Annotated in this window: 15 protein-coding genes and 1 pseudogene; 6 read left to right on the forward strand and 10 right to left on the reverse strand. The window is 71.8% G+C overall.

Going from position 1 to position 19,588, the window contains the following annotated elements; genetic code table 11:
• Nucleotides 1-34 precede the first annotated feature (34 nt).
• The 3 genes from mmsB to chvE form a co-directional block, all read right to left on the reverse strand.
• The gene (mmsB, locus tag IFT77_RS03415; RefSeq protein ID WP_123546390.1) at nt 35-1,189 is read right to left on the reverse strand and encodes a multiple monosaccharide ABC transporter permease; all 1,155 of its coding nucleotides are present in this window, start codon (nt 1,187-1,189) and stop codon (nt 35-37) included.
• 50 nt (nt 1,190-1,239) lie between these two features.
• Entirely contained in the window at nt 1,240-2,787 is a 1,548-nt protein-coding gene (mmsA, locus tag IFT77_RS03420; RefSeq protein ID WP_192169208.1) for a multiple monosaccharide ABC transporter ATP-binding protein, read from the reverse strand.
• 77 nt (nt 2,788-2,864) lie between these two features.
• Nucleotides 2,865-3,995: a multiple monosaccharide ABC transporter substrate-binding protein gene (gene chvE / locus IFT77_RS03425; protein ID WP_192041949.1), complete on the reverse strand. Its 1,131-nt coding sequence runs from the start codon at nt 3,993-3,995 to the stop codon at nt 2,865-2,867.
• 382 nt (nt 3,996-4,377) lie between these two features.
• On the opposite strand from chvE, the gene IFT77_RS03430 reads away from it, so the two are divergent.
• Nucleotides 4,378-5,070: a YceI family protein gene (locus IFT77_RS03430; protein WP_192041950.1), complete on the forward strand. Its 693-nt coding sequence runs from the start codon at nt 4,378-4,380 to the stop codon at nt 5,068-5,070.
• A gap of 182 nt (nt 5,071-5,252) precedes the next feature.
• Here IFT77_RS03430 and IFT77_RS03435 read toward each other — a convergent pair whose 3' ends face one another.
• On the reverse strand, nt 5,253-6,158 hold the full coding sequence (locus tag IFT77_RS03435) for an NAD(P)H-hydrate dehydratase (protein ID WP_192169209.1): 906 nt from the start codon (nt 6,156-6,158) through the stop codon (nt 5,253-5,255).
• 85 nt (nt 6,159-6,243) lie between these two features.
• On the opposite strand from IFT77_RS03435, the gene IFT77_RS03440 reads away from it, so the two are divergent.
• Both IFT77_RS03440 and IFT77_RS03445 read left to right on the forward strand, forming a co-directional pair.
• On the forward strand, nt 6,244-6,879 hold the full coding sequence (locus IFT77_RS03440; protein WP_192041952.1) for an HAD family phosphatase: 636 nt from the start codon (nt 6,244-6,246) through the stop codon (nt 6,877-6,879).
• The gene (locus tag IFT77_RS03445) at nt 6,876-8,021 is read left to right on the forward strand and encodes an NADH:flavin oxidoreductase/NADH oxidase (RefSeq protein ID WP_192041953.1); all 1,146 of its coding nucleotides are present in this window, start codon (nt 6,876-6,878) and stop codon (nt 8,019-8,021) included. The genes IFT77_RS03440 and IFT77_RS03445 overlap by 4 nt, the downstream gene beginning before the upstream one ends.
• Before the next feature lie 66 nt (nt 8,022-8,087).
• Here the strand turns inward: IFT77_RS03445 and IFT77_RS03450 are convergent, their stop codons facing one another.
• The 3 genes from IFT77_RS03450 to IFT77_RS03460 all read right to left on the reverse strand — a co-directional run bounded on the left by IFT77_RS03450 (nt 8,088) and on the right by IFT77_RS03460 (nt 12,133).
• Nucleotides 8,088-9,125: a hemolysin family protein gene (locus IFT77_RS03450; RefSeq protein ID WP_192169210.1), complete on the reverse strand. Its 1,038-nt coding sequence runs from the start codon at nt 9,123-9,125 to the stop codon at nt 8,088-8,090.
• Complete coding sequence (locus IFT77_RS03455; RefSeq protein ID WP_192169211.1) at nt 9,122-10,546, reverse strand: CNNM domain-containing protein; 1,425 nt, start codon at nt 10,544-10,546, stop codon at nt 9,122-9,124. Before IFT77_RS03455 ends, IFT77_RS03450 begins: the two co-directional genes overlap by 4 nt.
• Nucleotides 10,547-10,696: 150 nt before the next feature.
• Entirely contained in the window at nt 10,697-12,133 is a 1,437-nt protein-coding gene (locus IFT77_RS03460; RefSeq protein WP_192041956.1) for a GuaB1 family IMP dehydrogenase-related protein, read from the reverse strand.
• Between the two features lie 123 nt (nt 12,134-12,256).
• On the opposite strand from IFT77_RS03460, the gene IFT77_RS03465 reads away from it, so the two are divergent.
• Nucleotides 12,257-16,072 (forward strand): multifunctional oxoglutarate decarboxylase/oxoglutarate dehydrogenase thiamine pyrophosphate-binding subunit/dihydrolipoyllysine-residue succinyltransferase subunit, encoded by a 3,816-nt coding sequence (locus IFT77_RS03465; RefSeq protein WP_192041957.1) that lies wholly within the window; start codon nt 12,257-12,259, stop codon nt 16,070-16,072.
• Nucleotides 16,073-16,125: 53 nt separating this feature from the next.
• Here the strand turns inward: IFT77_RS03465 and IFT77_RS17385 are convergent.
• Nucleotides 16,126-16,537, reverse strand: a pseudogene (locus tag IFT77_RS17385) (GNAT family N-acetyltransferase); the annotation flags it as partial.
• A 57-nt stretch (nt 16,538-16,594) separates the two neighbouring features.
• Between IFT77_RS17385 and IFT77_RS03475 the strand changes: the two are divergent.
• Nucleotides 16,595-17,038, forward strand: coding sequence for a hypothetical protein (locus tag IFT77_RS03475; protein WP_192041959.1), 444 nt, complete (start codon nt 16,595-16,597; stop codon nt 17,036-17,038).
• Nucleotides 17,039-17,102: 64 nt separating this feature from the next.
• On the opposite strand, the gene IFT77_RS03480 is transcribed toward IFT77_RS03475, so the two are convergent.
• Nucleotides 17,103-17,345, reverse strand: a complete 243-nt coding sequence (locus tag IFT77_RS03480; RefSeq protein ID WP_192041960.1) for a zf-HC2 domain-containing protein — start codon at nt 17,343-17,345, stop codon at nt 17,103-17,105.
• Nucleotides 17,342-18,070, reverse strand: coding sequence for a sigma-70 family RNA polymerase sigma factor (locus tag IFT77_RS03485; protein ID WP_123546404.1), 729 nt, complete (start codon nt 18,068-18,070; stop codon nt 17,342-17,344). The genes IFT77_RS03480 and IFT77_RS03485 overlap by 4 nt, the downstream gene beginning before the upstream one ends.
• A 96-nt stretch (nt 18,071-18,166) precedes the next feature.
• On the opposite strand from IFT77_RS03485, the gene aroA reads away from it, so the two are divergent.
• Nucleotides 18,167-19,585 (forward strand): 3-phosphoshikimate 1-carboxyvinyltransferase, encoded by a 1,419-nt coding sequence (gene aroA / locus IFT77_RS03490; protein ID WP_192169213.1) that lies wholly within the window; start codon nt 18,167-18,169, stop codon nt 19,583-19,585.
• The last annotated feature ends 3 nt before the right edge of the window (nt 19,586-19,588 follow it).

Consider the following 19,588-nt stretch of genomic DNA (forward strand, 5'->3'; position numbering starts at 1 on the left):
CCTCCCGGGGACCGCCGGCGCCCCGCGTCCGCCCTCAGCGGCGCCGGCGCTTGCTGTACACGTCGAACGCGACGGCGAGCAGCAGCACGAGGCCCTTGATGACCTGCTGCCACGCGGCGTCGACCGAGAGGATCGACAGGCCCTGGTTGAGCACGCCCATCACGAGGCCGCCGATCACGGCACCGACGACGGTGCCGATGCCGCCCTGCACGGCGGCGCCGCCGATGAACACGGCCGCGATGGCGTCGAGCTCGAAGCTCTGGCCCGCCGATGCGACGGCGCTGCCGGCGCGGGCCGTGCTGACGACGCCGGCGAGCCCGGCGAGCAGGCCCATGTTGACGAAGATGCCGAAGGTGACCCACTTCGTCTTGACGCCCGACATCATCGCCGCGTAGAGGTTGCCGCCCATCGCGTACACGTGCCGGCCGAAGACGGTGCGCGTCAGCAGGAACGAGTAGAGCAGCACGAGCGTCGCCAGGATGATCAGGATGATCGGCGTCCCGCGGTTGTAGGCCAGCAGGTAGCAGAGGTACATGATCGCGGCGACGGCGATGGCGATCTTCAGCACGAACGAGACCGCCCGCTCGCGGGGCAGCTCGAGGCGCCGCAGGTTCGCCCGGGCGCGCAGCTGCTGGGCGACGAGCCCCGCCGAGGCGAGCAGGCCGATGCCGAGCGTGAACAGGTCGGGCTGGCCGGTCGTCGGCAGCGTGCCCGAGCCGATCGAGTTGAAGGCCCGCGGCAGCCCGCTGATGGTGCCGCCGGTGAGCAGCACGAGGGCCACGCCCCGGAACACCAGCATGCCCGCGAGCGTGACGATGAACGCCGGGATGCCGACGAAGGCGATCCAGAAGCCCTGCCACGCCCCGATCAGCGCGCCGACGAGCAGCGACAGCGCGACCGCCACGCCCCAGGGCAGCCCCCAGTCGTTCATGGCCAGCGCGGCGACCGCGCCCACCGTGGCGACGACCGAGCCGACCGAGAGGTCGATGTGCCCCGCGATGATCACGATCACCATGCCGATCGCGAGGATCAGCACGTAGGCGTTCTGCTGGATCAGGTTGCTGACGTTGCCCGGGTAGAGCAGTCGCCCCTCGGTCAGCACCTGGAACAGCAGCACGATGACGAGCAGGGCGGCGAGGATGCCGTACTGCCGCATGTCGATCCGCAGGCGGCGCTTGGAGCCCGGCATCGGCCCGGACGCAGGAGGCGGTGCAGACGGACGAGGAGGTGCGGTGGTGGTCACGAGGCTTCTGCTCCTAGGTTCCTGGTCGCGGTCATGTGGCGCATCAGCTCTTCCTGGCTGGCGTCGGCGCGCGAGAGCTCGGCCGTGAGCCGCCCCTCCGCGATGGTGTAGATGCGGTCCGAGAGGCCGATCAGCTCGGGCAGCTCGCTCGAGATGACGACGACCGCCTTCCCCTGAGCGGCCATCTCGGCGATGATCCCGTAGATCTCGTACTTCGCCCCGACGTCGATGCCCCGGGTGGGCTCGTCGAGGATCAGCACGTCGGGGCCGGAGTAGATCCACTTGCTGAGGACGACCTTCTGCTGGTTGCCGCCCGAGAGGTTGCCCACGACCGATGAGACCGACGGGGTCTTGATGTTCATCTGCCGGCGGTAGTCGTCCGCCACGGCGTACTCGCGGTTGCGGTCGATGACGCCGAGCCGGGCGAGCTTGCCGAGTGCGGCCGCCGAGACGTTGACCGTGATGCTGCCGATCAGGTTCAGGCCGTAGCGCTTCCTGTCCTCGGTGACGTAGGCGATGCCGTTCTTGATCGCCTCGCCGACGGTGCGGGTCTGGATCTCGACGCCGTCCTTGTAGACGCGGCCCGAGATGTCGCTGCCGTACGAGCGCCCGAAGAGGCTCATCGCGAGCTCGGTGCGCCCCGCCCCCATCAGGCCCGCGAAGCCGACGATCTCGCCGGCCCGCACGGTGAAGGAGGCGTCGTCGACGACCACGCGGTCGGCGTCGACCGGGTGGTGCACGGTCCAGTTCTCGACGCGCAGCTTCTCGGCGCCGATGTCGGGCACCCGCGGCGGGAACTGGCTGTCGAGCGGACGGCCGACCATGGCGCGGATGATGCGCGTCTCGATCTCCGGGGCGTCCTCGACCGCGAACGCCTCGATCGTCTTCCCGTCCCGGATGACCGTGACCGTGTCGGCGATCGCCCGGATCTCGCCGAGCTTGTGGCTGATGATGATCGCCGTGATGCCCTGGTCGCGCAGCTGGTCGATCAGGCCCAGCAGGTGCGCCGAGTCGTCGTCGTTGAGCGCGGCCGTCGGCTCGTCCAGGATCAGCAGCTTCACCTCCTTCGAGAGCGCCTTCGCGATCTCGACGAGCTGCTGCTTGCCGACGCCGAGCTCGAGCACCTTGGTGACGGGGCTCTCGGCGAGGCCGACCCGCTGCAGCAGGGCCGCCGCCTCCAGGTTGGTGCGGTTCCAGTCGATGACGCCGCCGCGCTGCACCTCGTTGCCGAGGAAGATGTTCTCGGCGATCGAGAGGAACGGGCTGAGCGCGAGCTCCTGGTGGATGATCACCACGCCGTCGCGCTCGCTGTCGTTGATCGACGAGTAGCGGACGGGCCGGCCGTCGAGCTCGATCACGCCGCCGAAGCTGCCGTGCGGGTAGACGCCCGACAGCACCTTCATCAGCGTCGACTTGCCCGCGCCGTTCTCTCCGCAGATCGCGTGCACCTCGCCGCGCCGCACGCTGACGGAGACTCCGTCGAGCGCGCGGACGCCGCTGAACTCCTTGACGATGTCGGTCATCTGGAGGATGACGTCGTCCATGTGGTCCTCGTTCCGTTCAGGGGTGAGGGAGCCGGCGGCGGCCCGTGGGGACCGCCGCCGGCTGCCGGGTGGTGGGGTCAGAGACCCACGTCGCCGGCGTCGACGAAGCCGGAGTCGACGAGGACGGACTGCACGTCGTCCTTCGTGACGACCACCGGGTCGAGCAGGTACGCCGGCACGACCTTGACGCCGTTGTCGTACGTCTCGGTGTCGTTCGTCTCGGGGTCCTCGCCCGCGACGATCGAGGCGATCATCGCCTGCACCTGGGTGCCGAGCTCACGCGTGTCCTTCCAGACCGTCATCGACTGCTGGTCGGCGAGGATCGCCTTGACGTTCGCGACGTCGGCGTCCTGGCCCGTGATGATCGGCCAGTCGGTGCCCGCCTGGTAGCCGGCCGCGTCGAGGCTGGCCTCGATGCCGAGCGCGAGGCTGTCGTTCGGCGAGAGCACGACGTCGACCTTGTCTCCGCCCGTGTAGAACGACTGGAGGCGGTTGTCCATCTCGGCCTGGGCGTCGTCCGAGCCCCAGCCGAGGATGCCGATGGCCTTCCAGCCGTCGTCGTCGGCCGGTGCCTTGCCGCTCGGCACGGTCAGCACGCCGCTCTCGACGTAGGGCTGCAGGACGTCCCACGCACCGGCGAAGAAGAAGCCGGCGTTGTTGTCGTCGGGGCTGCCCGCGAAGGGCTCCATGGTGAACGGGCCCTTCTCGCCGTCGGCGAGGCCGAGCTGGTCCTCGATGTACTGGCCCTGCAGCTGGCCGACCTTGTAGTTGTCGAAGGTCGCGTAGTAGTCGACCGCCTCCGTGCCGTTGATGAGGCGGTCGTAGGCGATGACGGTGACGTCCTGCGAGGCCGCGTCCTCGAGCACGGGGCCGAGGGTCTGCCCGTCGATCGCGGCGACGACGAGGATCTTCGCGCCTCCCGCGACCTGGTTCTGGATCTGGCTGATCTGCTGGTCGGTCTTGTTGTCGGCGTACTGCAGGTCGACGGTGCAGTCGTCGCCCTCGAGCTTCTCCTTGAGGCCCTCGCCGTCGTTGATCCAGCGCTCGAGGCTGCGCGTCGGCATGCTGATGCCGACGTTGCAGTCGGTGCCGGCGGCGTCGTCCCCGCCGCCGGAGCCGCCGGAGGAGCCGGCGGGTGCGCAGGCCGCGAGTCCGGCCACGAGGCCGAGCGTCAAGGCCGCCACGGAGAGCGTGCGTGCTGTGGTCATGGTGCGGATCCTTCCGATGGGATCTGCCCGGGCGACGGGTCGCGGCTCCCTCCGGGTGCGTGGGGAGCGTCGTGGCCGTGGTTCGTCGTCGAACCGGTCCAGATCGAGCTGTACTTCGCTGTAGTGCTCGAGGCCGACGAGGGTGCGTCGGCTATTTGTTGGCTCTCGGAACATATAGCCGGGAGGAGGCGCGCGCCAGAGCGAGGAGCCGTCGTTACCGAATCGAGATGAACGATGCTCGCGTCCGCCCTGATCGAGGGCCGGTTGCCGCGCCTGCACCTTCCCAGCGCCGTCCTAGGGTGACGCGTCATCATCCTGGGCAGGCGCCTCCTCCGTGCCGACCAGCCCGAGCAGCACCCGAGCCGACCCCAGGAGACACACCATGAAGAAGAAGACCGGAATCGTCCTCGGAGTCGCAGCGGTCGTGGTGGTGGGCCTCGGCGTCACCGCCGCCGTCGCCGGCCCCGCCTTCTACCGCGACGTGATCGTCGGCGAGCCCGAGGCCGCCCCCACCGTCTCGGTGACGCCCGGCGCGACGACCATCGACACGAGCGACCTCAGCGGCGCCTGGACCGTGGGCGACGGCAGCACCGCGGGCTACCGCGTGGACGAGGTGCTGAACGGCACCGACGTCACCGTCGTCGGCACGACCGACCAGGTCACCGGCACCGTCACGGTCGAGGGCGACTCGGTCACGGCCGCCACGATCGACGTCGACGTCGCGAGCATCGCCACGGACAGCGGCAACCGCGACGGCTACTTCCGCGACGACGCCATGGAGGCCTCGACCTACCCGACCGCGACCTTCGTCCTGACCCAGCCCATCGACGCCGGCGTCCCCGCCGACGGCGACGTCGAGACCGTCGAGGCGACGGGCGACCTCACGATGCACGGCGTCACCCAGAGCGTCACCGTCTCGCTGCAGGCCGCGCTCTCGGGCGACGGGGTGCAGATCAGCGGATCGGTGCCGGTGACCTTCAGCGACTACGGCGTCGAGGCGCCGAGCTTCGGCTTCGTCCAGGTCGAGGACTCGGGCACCGTCGAGTTCCTCGTGTCGGCGACCCCCGCCTCCTAGGCGACCGGCCCCTCCCGGGAGGGGCCGGTCGTCCGGCCACCTCAGCACCGGCGAGGAGGTGTGGTGTGTTCCCCCTGAGCCTGATCCGTCACGTGACGGAGCGCCGACCCCTGTCCTGTGGCTGATCCGTCACGTGACGGAGCGCCAGCCCTTGCCCTCCGGCTGATCCGTCACGTGACGGATCAGGCTCCACGCGTCTCTGCGCCTCCTGCTTCGGTGCGCAGCAGGGCGGCTATCGTCGCCGGGAGCGCGTCCACGAGGCCCAGGACCGTGAGGGGCCCTCCGGCGCTCGCGCGCTCGGCGGCCAGGCCGTGCACGACCGCGGCGGTGGCCGCGAGACGGGCGAGTGCGTCCTCCTGGGCGAGCGCTTCGTCCGAGTGGGTGGCGACGAGCGCGCCCAGCACGCCGCCGAGCGCGTCACCGGCGCCCGCCGTCGCGAGCCAGGTCGGCGCGCTCTCGGCCACCAGCCGGGTGCCGCCGGGCGAGGCGACGTGCGTGCGGTGGCCCTTCACCAGGACGGTGCAGCCCCACTCCCCCGCCGCCCGCACCGCGGCCTCGGCCGGGTCGGCGGCGACCTCGTCGACCGACCGGCCCGACGCCCGCGCCAGCTCGCGGAAGTGCGGCGTCAGCACGACCGGCCCCGTCGCCCGCTCGCGCAGCGACAGCGCACCCGCGTCGAGCACGAGGGGCAGCCCCGAGGAGGCGGCCGTCTCGAACCCCTCCGCGGTCTCGTCGTCGAGGTGGTCGGGGTCCACCCCCGAGCCGAGCAGCCAGGCCTGCACCCGGCCGGGGCTCGTCACGGCCTCCGGCCGTCGGTGCAGCACGAAGTCCGAGGCACGCGACGGGCCGAGGTAGCGGAGCATGCCGACGCCGGTGTGCAGCGCGGCCTCCACGCCGAGGACCGCGGCCCCCGGGTACGCGGTCGAGCCGGTCACGACGCCGAGCACGCCGCGGCTGTACTTGTCGTCGTCGACCGCCGGGAGGGCGATCCAGGCAGCGGCGTCGGCGGGCGTCCAGGCGGTGAGCCGGGAGTCGGCGGGGCGTGAGTCGGTGGAGCGGGAGTCGGCGGAGCGGTAGTCGGTGGTCACGCCCCGACGCTAGTCGGGCTCGCGGCGCCGGCGTCCGGAGACTCGGCCGAGCCGAGCCGGCCGACGCCGCCGATACGGTGGGTCGATGAGCATCTCGATCCCCGGCCGCACCGTCGTCTTCGACTACGGCGAGGTGATCTCCCGGTTCCCCGACGACGCCTCGCGTCGGCGCATCGAGGAACTCGCCGGTGTCGAGCCCGCCGCCCTCTGGGCCAGCTACGGTGCCCACCGGCACGCCCTCGACCACGGCCGGCTCACGGCCACCGGCTACTGGCGGGCCGTCGAGGCCGACACCGGCGCCGACTGGTCGCGCACCCGCGTGCACGAGCTCTGGGCGGCCGACTTCCCGTCGTGGTTCGTGCCCGAGCCCGGCACCCTCGACGTGATCGCCGACCTCGCCGACGGCGGCACGCGCCTCGCGATCCTCTCGAACGCCGGCCAGGACTTCGCCTCGCCCTTCCGCCACTCGCCCCTCGGCGACCTGTTCGAGCAGGTGTTCGTCAGCGCCGAGCTCGACGACCTCAAGCCGTCGGCGTCGATCTTCCGGCACGTTCTCGCCGAGCTCGGAACAACCGCCGCCGACACGGTGTTCATCGACAACAGGTCCGACAACGTCGAGGCCGCCCAGGCACTCGGCATCACCGGGCACCTGTTCACCGGCCCCGAGCCGCTCCGACTGTTCGTCGAGGGCCTCGCGGGCCTCCCCACCGAAAGGCGATGACCGCTCTCGTGACCCAGACGGACGCTGCACCCTCCCCCACCTCCGCACCCGGCGCCTCCCCCGTCGGCCTCTTCGACTCCGTCACGCTGCGCGGCCAGACGTTCCGCAACCGGCTCTGGGTCGCGCCCATGTGCCAGTACTCGGCCGAGGAGCAGGACGGCGTCGCCACCGACTGGCACCTCGTGCACCTCGGCTCGCTGGCCCGAGGAGGCGCGGGCGCCGTCATCTCGGAGGCCGCGTCCGTCACCCCCGACGGCCGCATCTCGCCGCAGGACCTCGGCATCTGGAACGACGACCAGGTCGAGGCCCTGAAGCCGATCACCGCGTTCGTCCGCTCGCAGGGCTCGGTGCCCGGCATCCAGCTCGCGCACGCCGGGCGCAAGGCGTCCACGTTCCGCCCCTGGAGCGAGACCCAGGGCTCCGTCCCCGAGGCCGAGGGCGGCTGGCCGACCGTCGCGCCGTCCGCGGTGGCCTTCGAGGGCTACGCCGTGCCGCGCGAGCTGACCCGCGACGAGGTCGTCGGGCTCGTGGAGGCCTTCCGCGCCGCGGCCCGCCGCTCGGTCGAGGCCGGCTTCGGGCTGATCGAGCTGCACGCCGCCCACGGCTACCTGCTGCACCAGTTCCTCTCGCCGCTCAGCAACGAGCGCACCGACGAGTACGGGGGCTCCCTCGAGAACCGGGCGCGCCTCCTCGTCGACGTCGTCCGCGCCGTGCGGGCCGAGGTCGGCGACGACCTGCCGCTGCTCGTCCGCTTCTCGGCCACGGACTGGGCCGAGGGCGGCTGGGACGAGCACGAGACGGCCACCGTCGCCGCCTGGTCTCGCGACGCCGGCGCCGACCTGTTCGACATCTCGACCGGCGGGCTCGTCGCCGGGGTGACGATCCCGGTGGGCCTCGGCTACCAGGTGCCGTTCGCGCAGCACGTGCGCGAGACGGCCGAGGTCGAGACCGGGGCCGTCGGCCTGATCGTGTCGGCCCGGCAGGCGCAGGCCGTCGTGGCCGAGGGCCGGGCGGACGTCGTGCTGATGGCCCGCGAGTTCCTCCGCGACCCGCACTTCCCGCTGCGCGCCGCGGCCGAGCTGGGCGTCGAGCTCGACTACTGGCCCGAGCAGTACCTCCGGGCGCCGTTCCGCACCGCGTAGCGCCGCGGACGACGACGACGGGCGCGCCGCCCCCTCGGGGTCGGCGCGGCCGTCGTCCGTGCGGGGCTACGACCGCCGGGTCGCGTCCTGCACCTCGCCGATCAGCTCCTCCAGGATGTCCTCGAGGAACAGCACGCCTTGGGTGTCGCCCCGCTCGTCGAACGACCGGGCGACGTGCACGCCGCTCCGGCGCATCGTCGCGAGGGCGTCCTCGAGGTCGGTGCCCTGGTAGATCGAGATCAGCTGGCGGATGCGCTTCGGCGGCACCGGGTCGCCGAACTCGTCCTCGTCGAGGTCGATGACGTCCTTGAGGTGCAGGTACCCCGTCGGGTCGCCGCCGTCGTCGACCAGCACGTACCGCGAGAAGCCGTTCTGCGCGACGGCGCGCTCCACGTCGCCCGGGGTGGCGTCCTCGGGCAGGGTGACGAGGCCCGACATCGGCACGGCCACGTCGTCGACCGTCTTCTCGGTGAACTCGAACGCCGCCTGGAGCGTGCCGCTGCCGTCGCGGAGGGTGCCCTCACGCTGCGACTGCGCCACGATCGTGGCCACCTCGTCGACCGTGTAGGCGCTGGCGGCCTCGTCCTTCGGCTCGACGCGGAACGCCCGCAGGACGGCGTTCGCCGACCAGTTGAGCGACACCACGACGACGTGCAGGAGGCGCGCCACGGCCACCAGGGGCGGCGCGAGCAGCAGCGCGGCCTTGTCCGGCAACGAGAACGAGATGTTCTTCGGCACCATCTCGCCGAGCACGACGTGCAGGAACGACACCAGCAGCAGCGTGATGACGAACCCGACGACGCTCACCAGCTGCTCGCTGAGCCCGGTCAGGCCGAGCGGGCCCTCGAGGAGGTGGTGGATGGAGGGCTCGGAGACGTTCAGGATGAGCAGCGAGCAGATCGTGATGCCGAGCTGGGTCGTCGCCAGCATCATCGTCGCGTGCTCCATGGCCCAGAGGGTGGTCTTGGCCGCCCTGCTGCCGGCCTCGGCCTTGGGCTCGATCTGCGACCGGCGCGCCGAGATGACGGCGAACTCCGCCGCCACGAAGAACGCGTTGCCCATCAGCAGCAGCACGAGCCAGACGATGCCCCACCAGTCGCTCATCGGGCCGACTCCTTCTGGCGGGCGTCGACGCCGCGCATCGACGCCGGCGCCTCCGACCTGCCGGCGCGCTCGGCCCGGCCACCGCGCTCGGCGCGGCCACCGCGCTCGGGCTGCTCGACGACCTCGTCCTCGGGCGTCGGCGTGAACCTGATCCGGTCGATGCGCCGTCCGTCGAGCCTCTCGACGCGGAACGTGCCCGCCTCGGACTCGACGACGTCGCCGACGACGGGCAGCCGTCCGAGCTCGCTCATCACCCAGCCGCCGACGGTCTCCCAGTGGCCGTCCTCCGGCACCGCGACCGACGCGCGCTCGAGCAGCTCGTCGGGGCGCAGCAACCCGGGGAACGTCAGCCAGTTGCGCGAACGCACGACGTCGACGCGGCTGCGGTCGTGCTCGTCCGACACCTCGCCGACGAGCTCCTCGATGAGGTCCTCCAGGGTGACGACGCCGGCCGTGCCGCCGTACTCGTCGACGACGACGGCCATCTGGTAGCCGCGGCCGCGGACCTCGCCGAGCAGGTTGTCGAGCGTCATGGTCTCGGGGACGCGCACGGCGTCGGTGAGCAGCGCCGAGACGGGCACGTCGGCCCGCTTCTCCCGCGGGACCGACACAGCCTGCTTGACGTGGACGAGGCCGACCACGTCGTCGATGCCGTCGTCGGTCACCGGGAACCGCGACAGGCCGGTGCGACGGGCCAGCTGCAGCACGGTCTCGGCCGAGTCGGTGCGCGTGACGGTCGAGAGGCGCGGCCGCGGCGTCATGACGTCGGAGGCCGTGTGGTCGCTGAACGCCAGGGTGCGCGCCAGCAGGGTCGCCGTGTCGAGGTCGAGGCTGCCCTCGAACGCCGAGCGGCGCACGAGCGACGAGAGCTCCTCGGCGGTGCGCGCGCCGGACAGCTCCTCCTTGGGCTCGATCCCGACGCCCCGCAGGATCGCGTTCGCCGTGTTGTTGAGCAGGGCGACGGCGGGACGGAACACCGTCGTGAAGCTGACCTGGAACGGGATGACGAGCTTCGCCGTCCGCAGCGGCAGCGCCAGCGCGAAGTTCTTGGGCACGAGCTCGCCGACGATCATCGAGAGCAGGGTCGCCACGACGATCGCGACCACCGGCCCCGCGACCGTGACCACCGGCTCGGGCAGGCCGACCCCGAGGAGGGGCGGCGCGAGCAGCCGGGAGATCGCGGGCTCCATCGTGTAGCCGGTCAGCAACGTCGTCAGCGTGATGCCGAGCTGGGCGCTGGAGAGGTGCGTCGAGGTGATGCGGAGCGCGCCGATGGTCGGCGCGAGCCCCTTCTCGCCCTTGGCCTGACGGGCTTCGAGGTCGGAGCGGTCGAGGTTGACCAACGAGAACTCGCTGGCGACGAAGAGGCCGGTGCCGATCGTGAGGACGATGCCGATCGCGAGCAGGATCCACTCGTTCACGACGACGGAGCACCGCCCTCAGTCACGGGATGGTGGGAGGGTGCAGCGGGCTGAGACGGAGGGTCATCCATAGAGAGGGAATCTTAGCCGCTGGACGCCCCGTCCGTCAGCGGTCGGCCCCATCTCGTCACCAGCAGGGGAGGAGCCTCGTCACCAGCTGACGGGGAGCGCCTTGCCCTCCTCGTAGCCCGCCGCCGACTGGATGCCCACGAGGGCCCGCTCGGCGAACTCGGGCAGGGTGCGGGCACCCGCGTAGGTGAACGAGCTGCGGACGCCGGAGGTGATCATGTCGAGCAGGTCCTCGACGCCGGGCCGCAGCGGGTCGAGGTAGATGCGCGACGACGAGATGCCCTCGGCGAAGAGCGTCTTGCGGGCGAGCTCGAAGGGGTCGAGGCGGCCGAACCGGCCTTGGACGGCCTTCGTCGACGCCATGCCCCAGCTCTCCTTGTAGAGGCCGCGCTCGTCGGTCGCCAGCTCGCCGGGCGCCTCCACCGTGCCGGCGAACCAGGAGCCGATCATCACCGACGACGCGCCGGCGGCCAGGGCCAGCGCCACGTCGCGCGGGTAGCGGACGCCGCCGTCGGCCCAGACGTGCGCGCCGAGCGACCGGGCGGTCGCCGCCGTCTCGAGCACGGCGGAGAACTGGGGGCGTCCCACGGCGGTCATCATCCGGGTGGTGCACATCGCCCCGGGGCCGACGCCGACCTTGATGACGTCCGCGCCCGCGCCGACGAGGTGGCGCACCGCCTCCTCGGTGACGACGTTGCCGGCGACGATCGGCAGACCCAGCTTGGCCGCCGCGACCTTCCTGACCGCGGCGACCATGCCGTCCTGGTCGCCGTGCGCGGTGTCGAGCACGAGCACGTCGACGCCGGCGGCGGCGAGCGCGCGGGCCTTCTGCTCGACGTCGCCGTTGATGCCGACGGCGGCCGCGACCCGGAGGCGGCCGTCGCGGTCGAGTGCCGGCTGGTAGATCGTCGAGCGGAGCGCGCTCTTGCGGCTCACCGTGCCGACCACCTGGCCGTGTCGCAGCACGGGCGCGAAGTCGATCTCGGCGGCGACCATGCGGTCGAAGGCGGCCCGGGGCGAGTCGACGTCGTCCGCGTCGAGCGAGGTGAGCGCGCCGTGCAGCAGGTCGCCCAGCACGGCGTCGCGCGGTGCGGTGGCCAGGCGGGAGGCGGCGATGCAGCCGAGGAACCCGCCGTCGGCGTCGTGGAGCACGATGCCGTGCCCCTCGACGGCGGGCACGCGGGTGAGTGCCGTGGCGACGGTCTCCCCCGGGTCGAGCGACCAGGGGGTGTCCCACTCGACGGGCTGCGACTTGACCCAGCGGATGGCCGCGTCCAGCTCCTGGAGCGGCATGTCCTGCGGCAGGACCCCGAGGCCGCCGCGCCGGGCGAGGGTGGCCGCGAGGCGGGGGCCGGTGACGGAGTTCATGTTGGCCGAGACGATCGGGACGGTGGCGCCCGTGCCGTCGCCCGGCGCCAGCGAGACGTCGAGCCTGCTCGTCACCGACGAGCGGCTGGGCACCAGGAACACGTCGGAGTACGTCAGGTCGTGGGTCGGCGTCGTCTCGTAGAACCTCATGGGTCAACGGTAATCCCTGCGGGTCGTCGGGACGCGGCCAGGCGGACGTTGTTAAGCTGGTCCTCGGCGGGCGCCGCTGCCCGCCGTGACATCGAACGATCAACGGAGAGTGGGCGATCGGCTGTGACGAGCCACGTGACGGGAACGACCGACGAGGGTGCCTTCGGGGCCAACGAGTGGCTGGTCGACGAGCTCTACGAGAAGTGGGTGGTCGACAAGTCCGCGGTCGACGAGTCGTGGTGGCCCGTCCTCGAGGCCTACACGCCCTCGGGCGGCTCCGAGGCCGCGACGCCGGCCGAGGCCCCCGCCTCTGCACAGGCCCCCGCCTCCGCCGACGCCCCCGCGGCCGACCAGGCGTCCGGCGGCGAGGCGCAGGTGCCCGACGAGGTGACCGGCGCCCCCGGTGAGAACGAGCCCGCCGCGCCCGCACCCGCCCCGGCCGCCCCCGCCGGCAAGAAGGCCGCCAAGACCACCTCGGTCGAGCCGTCGGAGAAGCCCATCCCGGCCGAGTCGCCCGCCAAGGCCCCCGAGAAGCCCCGCAGCAGCGCCGAGCCCGCACCGGAGCCCGAGGCGAAGGTGGCTCCCCTCCGCGGCATGGCCAAGTCGCTCGCGACCAACATGGACGCGAGCCTGAGCGTCCCGACCGCCACCAGCGTCCGCACCGTCGCGGCGAAGCTGATGATCGACAACCGCATCGTGATCAACAACCACCTCAAGCGCGCCCGCGGCGGCAAGGTCTCGTTCACGCACCTCATCGGCTGGGCGCTCGTCCAGGCCCTCAAGGAGTTCCCGAGCCAGAACGTCTTCTACGACGAGGTCGACGGCAAGCCCTCGGTCGTCACGCCGGCGCACATCAACCTCGGGCTCGCGATCGACATCCCGAAGCCCGACGGCACGAGGGCCCTGCTGGTCCCCGGCATCAAGAAGGCCGACGAGATGACCTTCGCCGACTTCCTGTCGGCCTACGAGGACGTCGTCCGCCGCGCCCGTGACAACAAGCTGACCGCGGCCGACTTCCAGGGCAACACGATCTCGCTGACGAACCCGGGCGGCATCGGCACGGTGCACAGCGTGCCCCGCCTGATGAAGGGCGCCGGCTCGATCATCGGCGCCGGCGCGCTCGACTACCCCGCCGAGTTCCAGGGCACGTCGTCGAAGACGCTCGTCGAGCTCGGCATCGGCAAGACGGTCACGCTCACGAGCACCTACGACCACCGCGTCATCCAGGGCGCCGGCTCGGGCGAGTTCCTCAAGAAGGTCAACGAGCTGCTGATCGGCCAGCGGGGCTTCTACGAGCAGATCTTCGCGGCCCTCCGCATCCCGTACGAGCCCATCCACTGGAACCCCGACATCAACGTCAACCTCGCCGAGCGCGTGGGCAAGACGGCCCGGGTGCAAGAACTCATCAACAGCTACCGGGTCCGCGGCCACCTCATGGCCGACATCGACCCGCTGCAGTACCGACAGCGCAGCCACCCCGACCTCGCCATCGAGAGCCACGGCCTGACCTTCTGGGACCTCGACCGCGAGTTCGTCACCGGCGGCCTCGGCGGCCACACCTCCGCGCTGCTGCGCGACATCCTCGGCATCCTGCGCGACTCGTACTGCCGCACCATCGGCGTCGAGTACATGCACATCCAGGACCCCGCGCAGCGGGCCTGGGTGCAGCAGCACGTCGAGGTGCCCTACGTGAAGCCGTCGCACGACGAGCAGATGCGCATCCTCGCGAAGCTCAACGAGGCCGAGGCCTTCGAGACGTTCCTGCAGACCAAGTACGTCGGACAGAAGCGCTTCAGCCTCGAGGGCGGCGAGTCCGCCATCGCCCTGCTCGACACCGTCATCCAGCAGGCGGCCCGAGAAGAGCTCGTGGAGGTGGCGATCGGGATGGCGCACCGTGGCCGCCTGAACGTGCTCACCAACATCGCCGGCAAGACCTACGGCCAGATCTTCCGCGAGTTCGAGGGCACGCAGGACCCGAAGACGGTCCAGGGCTCGGGCGACGTCAAGTACCACCTCGGCACCGAGGGCGAGTTCACGAGCGCCACGGGCGAGACGATCCCCGTCTACATCGCCGCGAACCCCTCGCACCTCGAGGCCGGCGACGGGGTGCTCGAGGGCATCGTGCGAGCCAAGCAGGACCGAGGCCCGAAGGGCGTCTTCGGCACCCTCCCCATCCTCATCCACGGCGACGCGGCGATGGCCGGCCAGGGCGTCGTGGTCGAGACCCTGCAGATGTCGATGCTGCGCGGCTACCGCGTGGGCGGCACCATCCACGTGGTGATCAACAACCAGGTCGGCTTCACGACCCCGCCGTCCGAGTCGCGCTCGTCGATCTACTCGACCGACGTGGCGAAGACGATCCAGGCGCCGGTGTTCCACGTCAACGGCGACGACCCCGAGGCCGTGGCCCGGGTCGCCGAGCTCGCGTTCTCGTACCGCCAGCAGTTCAAGCGCGACGTCGTCGTCGACCTCATCTGCTACCGCCGCCGCGGGCACAACGAGGGCGACGACCCCTCGATGACGCAGCCGCTGATGTACAACCTCATCGAGGCCAAGCGCAGCGTCCGCACCCTCTACACCGAGGCACTCGTCGGCCGCGGCGACATCACGCAGGAGGAGTACGACGGCGCGCACCGCGACTTCCAGGACCGCCTCGAGCGTGCCTTCCAGGAGACGCACGCGGCCCAGACGGGCTCGATGCCCGTCATCACGGACGACAGCGGCGACGTCGACGACCTCGAGCGCCCCCGGTCGCAGCGGGACGACGCCTCGGGCGAGCCCGAGAGCACGGGCGTCGACCTCGACCTGATCCACGCGATCGGCGACGCGCACGACAACCCGCCCGAGGGCTTCTCGGTGCACCCGAAGCTCTCACAGCTGCTCAAGAAGCGCGTCGACATGAGCCGCAACGGCGGCATCGACTGGGCCTTCGCCGAGCTCCTGGCGATGGGCTCGGTCCTGACCGAGGGCACCCCGGTGCGCCTCGCCGGCCAGGACAGCCGCCGGGGCACCTTCGTGCAGCGCCACTCGGTGCTGCACGACCGGGAGAACGGCCAGGAGTGGCTGCCCCTGCAGAACATCACCGACGACCAGGCGAACCTCTGGATCTACGACTCGCTGCTCAGCGAGTACGCGGCGATGGGCTTCGAGTACGGCTACTCGGTCGAGCGGGCCGACGCGCTCGTCATGTGGGAGGCGCAGTTCGGCGACTTCAGCAACGGCGCGCAGACGATCATCGACGAGTTCATCTCGAGCGCCGAGCAGAAGTGGGGCCAGCGCTCGAGCGTCGTCCTGCTGCTGCCGCACGGCTACGAGGGGCAGGGGCCCGACCACTCGTCGGCCCGGATGGAGCGGTTCCTCCAGATGTGCGCGGAGGACAACATGACCATCGCGCGCCCCTCGACCCCCGCTTCCTACTTCCACCTGCTGCGCCGCCAGGCGTACGCGCGCCCCCGCCGCCCGCTGGTCGTCTTCACGCCCAAGGCGATGCTGCGCCTCCGTGGTGCGACGAGCGGCGTCGACGCGTTCACGAGCGGCCGGTTCGAGCCGGTGCTCGACTGCACCCGCGTCCAGGACCCGTCGGCGACGAAGCGGATCGTGCTGCACTCCGGCAAGATCCACTACGACCTCTCGGCCGAGCTCGACAAGCGCGGCGTGCAGGACGACATCGCGCTCGTCCGCCTCGAGCAGCTCTACCCGCTGCCGCTCGAGCGCATCCGCGAGGTGCTGTCGCGCTACCCCTCGGCCGAGATCGTCTGGGCCCAGGAGGAGCCGGAGAACCAGGGCGCCTGGCCGTTCGTGGTGCTCGAGCTGCAGAAGCACCTCGACCGCCGGATCACGGTCGCCTCGCGACCCGCGTCGGCCTCGCCCGCCGCGGGCTCGACCAAGGCGAGCGCCGCCCAGCAGGCCGAGCTGATCGCGGCGGCGCTCACGCTGTAGCCCTCACGCCCTGCACCGACGACGGCGGCCGCCCTCCTGCGGGAGGGCGGCCNCCTCGTGGTAGCCGCGCTTGCGGTAGAAGCGGTGGGCGGAGTCGGTGGCGGCGGCCGAGACGGCCTCGAGCGTGCGGGCTCCGTGGCCGCGCGACCACTCCTCGAAGTGCTGCAGGAGGTGCGAGCCGGTGCCGTCCCGGCGGGCCGCCTCCCCGACGACCAGCAGCAGCAGCTGCGCGGTCGGGGCGTCGGCGTTGTAGGCCCAGCGCACGTGCGCGCCCGCCACGGCGACCACGCGGCCGTCGTCGCCGCGCACGACCCAGGTCTCGTGCCCCGCGGCCGCGGTGAGGTGCGACAGGCGGGCCGAGAGCACCTCGGCGTCGAGCGAGTGGCCGAGCAGCCCGATGAGGGCCACCAGGTCGTCGAGGTCGTCGGACGTCGGGCTCGCGAGGATCTCCACCGTGGCGGTCATGCGACGACGCTAGCGCAGGTCGACGACCTGTGACGTCGGACGATAGGGTCGAGCGTCATGGGTCTCTTCACACGGAACTCGACGCCCGAGCAGCACGTCGCCGACGAGGCAGCCCGCTTCGTCAAGTCGGTCGCGAAGGGCGGGCACCGCGACGACGCGGCCTCGCTCGACTTCAGCCCGGGCTCCGTCCGCTCGCTCGACGCGGTCCTCGCGCGTCACCGGGGCGACGTCGACGCCGACGGGGTGCCCGACGCGGTCTCGCTCGGCGCCGCCTGCTACTTCTTCGAGACGGTGCGCCGCGAGTACGGCGGCCGGCTCTGCTCCGGCACCGGCAGCGACCCGCTCGTGCTGGTCGTCGGCGAGCCTGACTTCCGGCTCTGCGTGCCGGCCGTCTCGAAGGTCGTCCAGCGCACGGGCGACGCGGGCGACCCCTCCCTCGAGCTGCTCTGGGACGACGTCGTGGCGCATGCGGCACGTCGCGAGGACGCGACGCTGTCCTGACGCCCGGACGTCTCGAGCCCCTCGAGGCCTGACGCGTCGCGCCCGTCCGGTCCGCGCGCCAGGTCTAGTGCGAGGCCTGCAGGTCGCGGATGCGCGCGAGCACGGTCGAGCGCAGGTCCTCGGGAGCCGTCTCCTTGCAGGCGCGCTGCACCGCCTCCGTCAGCACGATGCCCACCTCGTGCTCACCCGAGCAGTCGGCGCAGGTGGCCATGTGCTCCCGGATGTCGGCGGCGTCCTCACGGCAGAGCTCGTCGTGCAGGAACTCCTCGAGCTCGGCCTTCGCCTTGTCGCAACCGCAGTCGGTCATTTGGTGCTGCCCTTCGATGTCGTGCCGGCCGGCACCGCGATCCCACGGTCACGGGCGTAGTCGGCGAGTAGTCCCCGGAGGAGTCGGCGGCCGCGGTGCAGACGGCTCATCACCGTGCCCACGGGCGTCTTCATGATGTCGGCGATCTCCTGGTACGAGAAGCCCTCGACGTCCGCGAAGTAGACCGCCATGCGGAAGTCCTCCGGGACCTTCTGGAGCGCGTCCTTGACGGCGCTGTCCGGAAGGTGGTCGATGGCCTCGGCCTCGGCAGAGCGGGTGGAGCCGGAGGTGCGGGTCGCCGACTCGGCGCCGCCCATCTGCCAGTCCTCGAGCTCGTCTATCGTGCCCTGGTAGGGGTCGCGCTGCTTCTTGCGGTACGTGTTGATGAACGTGTTCGTCTGGATCCGGTACAGCCAGGCCTTGAGGTTCGTGCCCTGCTGGAACTGCCGGAACGCCGCGAACGCCTTGACGAACGTCTCCTGGACGAGGTCGGAGGCGTCGGCCGGGTTGCGCGTCATGCGCATCGCGGCGGCGTAGAGCTGGTCCATGAACGGCAGGGCCTGTTCCTCGAACAGAGCGCGCAGGTCGGGCTCGCCCTCGTCCGACGCCTCGACGGCCGCCACGGCCTCGACGGTCGCCTCGGCGACGCCGCCGCCCGCCTCGACGGGGTCGGGTGCGGTCGCGCTGGTCGCGGGTGTGGGCTCGTCGCCCTCGGGGGTGATCATCACGGCCGATCCTAGTTCGGCCACGGTGATCCGCCTCGGTGCAAGTGCTGTGGGCACGTGTCCTCCAGGTCGTCGCTGCATTACCCTGGTGAACCGATGCAGGTGTACAGGTATTCCGGGCCCGAGTTCTCCCCCTACGACGACGGCGGCGTTCCCCCGACGGTCGACGACGGGCGCTGGGTCGCGCCGCGGGCCGCCGGCCCGCTCCGCGCCTCCTTGTCGCTGCCCGGGTCGAAGTCGTTGACCAACCGCGAGCTGGTGCTCTCGGCCCTGGCCGACTCCCCCTCGACGCTCCGGGCTCCCCTGCACTCGCGCGACACCTCCTTGATGATCGCGGCGCTGCGGGCGCTCGGCACGACGATCGACGAGCTCGAGTCGGGCGAGCCCTTCGGCCCCGACCTCGTCGTCACGCCCGGCGAGCTCACGGGCGGCGCGACCGTCGACTGCGGCCTGGCCGGCACCGTCATGCGGTTCCTGCCCCCGGTCGCGGCGCTCGCCCTCGGCCCGGTCACCTTCGACGGTGACGAGGCGGCCCGGCGCCGTCCGATGCGCGCGACCCTCGACTCGCTGCGCGCCCTGGGCGTCGACGTGTCGGACGACGGCCGCGGGTCGCTCCCCTTCAGCCTCTACGGCACGGGCGAGGTCGAGGGAGGCGAGGTCGAGATCGACGCGTCCGCCTCCAGCCAGTTCGTGTCCGGCCTGCTGCTCTCCGCTCCGCGCTTCTCGCGCGGGCTGACGCTCCGCCACACGGGAGACGTGCTGCCGAGCACGCCGCACATCGAGATGACGATCGACGCGCTCGCGCAGCGCGGCGTGGCCGTCGCGACCCCCGAGCCCGGCGTGTGGGAGGTGCCGCCCACCGCGATCGCCGGACGCGAGCTGACCGTCGAGCCCGACCTCTCGAACGCCGCGCCGTTCCTCGTCGCGGCCCTCGTGGCCGGCGGCACCGTCTCGATCTCGCACTGGCCGGCCGAGACGACGCAGGTCGGGGCCGACCTGATCGAGCTGCTGCCGCTCTGGGGCGCGACCGTCACGCTCGACGACGGCGTGCTGACCGTGGACGGGGGCGACGGCCTCGTCGGCGGCGGCTCGCTGCCGGGCGTCGACGTCGACCTGTCCCGCGGCGGCGAGCTCGCCCCGGCCCTCGTCGCCCTGGCCGCCCTCGCCTCCGGTCCGAGCACCATCACGGGCATCGGTCACCTGCGCGGGCACGAGACCGACCGCCTCGCCGCGCTCGCGAGCGAGATCTCGGCGCTCGGCGGCCTCGTCACCGAGCTCGACGACGGCCTCCGCGTCGAGCCCTCGCCCCTGCACGCCGGCCAGTGGCGCACCTACGGCGACCACCGCATGGCCCACGCCGCGGCGATCATCGGCCTCGCGGTCGACGGCGTCGAGCTCGACGACGTGCGCGTCGTCTCGAAGACGCTGCCCCAGTTCGTCGACCTGTGGGACGACCTGCTGGGCCGCCGCGTCGTCGAGCGACCGGCCGACGTCGACCTGCTCGGGTTCCTGTAGGCC

The sequence above is a fragment of the Frigoribacterium sp. CFBP 13729 genome (assembly GCF_014841875.1).
Taxonomy (GTDB): Bacteria; Actinomycetota; Actinomycetes; order Actinomycetales; family Microbacteriaceae; genus Frigoribacterium.

Coding starts and splice junctions, on each gene's coding strand:
- mmsB (WP_123546390.1), bottom strand. CDS start 1,189: ATGCCGGGCTCCAAGCGCCGCCTGCGGATCGACATGCGGCAGTACGGC.
- IFT77_RS03485 (WP_123546404.1), bottom strand. CDS start 18,070: ATGATCACCCCCGAGGGCGACGAGCCCACACCCGCGACCAGCGCGACC.
- IFT77_RS03440 (WP_192041952.1), top strand. CDS start 6,244: ATGAGCATCTCGATCCCCGGCCGCACCGTCGTCTTCGACTACGGCGAG.
- IFT77_RS03460 (WP_192041956.1), bottom strand. CDS start 12,133: ATGAGGTTCTACGAGACGACGCCGACCCACGACCTGACGTACTCCGAC.
- IFT77_RS03480 (WP_192041960.1), bottom strand. CDS start 17,345: ATGACCGACTGCGGTTGCGACAAGGCGAAGGCCGAGCTCGAGGAGTTC.
- aroA (WP_192169213.1), top strand. CDS start 18,167: ATGCAGGTGTACAGGTATTCCGGGCCCGAGTTCTCCCCCTACGACGAC.
- IFT77_RS03445 (WP_192041953.1), top strand. CDS start 6,876: ATGACCGCTCTCGTGACCCAGACGGACGCTGCACCCTCCCCCACCTCC.
- mmsA (WP_192169208.1), bottom strand. CDS start 2,787: ATGGACGACGTCATCCTCCAGATGACCGACATCGTCAAGGAGTTCAGC.
- IFT77_RS03430 (WP_192041950.1), top strand. CDS start 4,378: ATGAAGAAGAAGACCGGAATCGTCCTCGGAGTCGCAGCGGTCGTGGTG.
- IFT77_RS03475 (WP_192041959.1), top strand. CDS start 16,595: ATGGGTCTCTTCACACGGAACTCGACGCCCGAGCAGCACGTCGCCGAC.
- IFT77_RS03450 (WP_192169210.1), bottom strand. CDS start 9,125: ATGAGCGACTGGTGGGGCATCGTCTGGCTCGTGCTGCTGCTGATGGGC.
- chvE (WP_192041949.1), bottom strand. CDS start 3,995: ATGACCACAGCACGCACGCTCTCCGTGGCGGCCTTGACGCTCGGCCTC.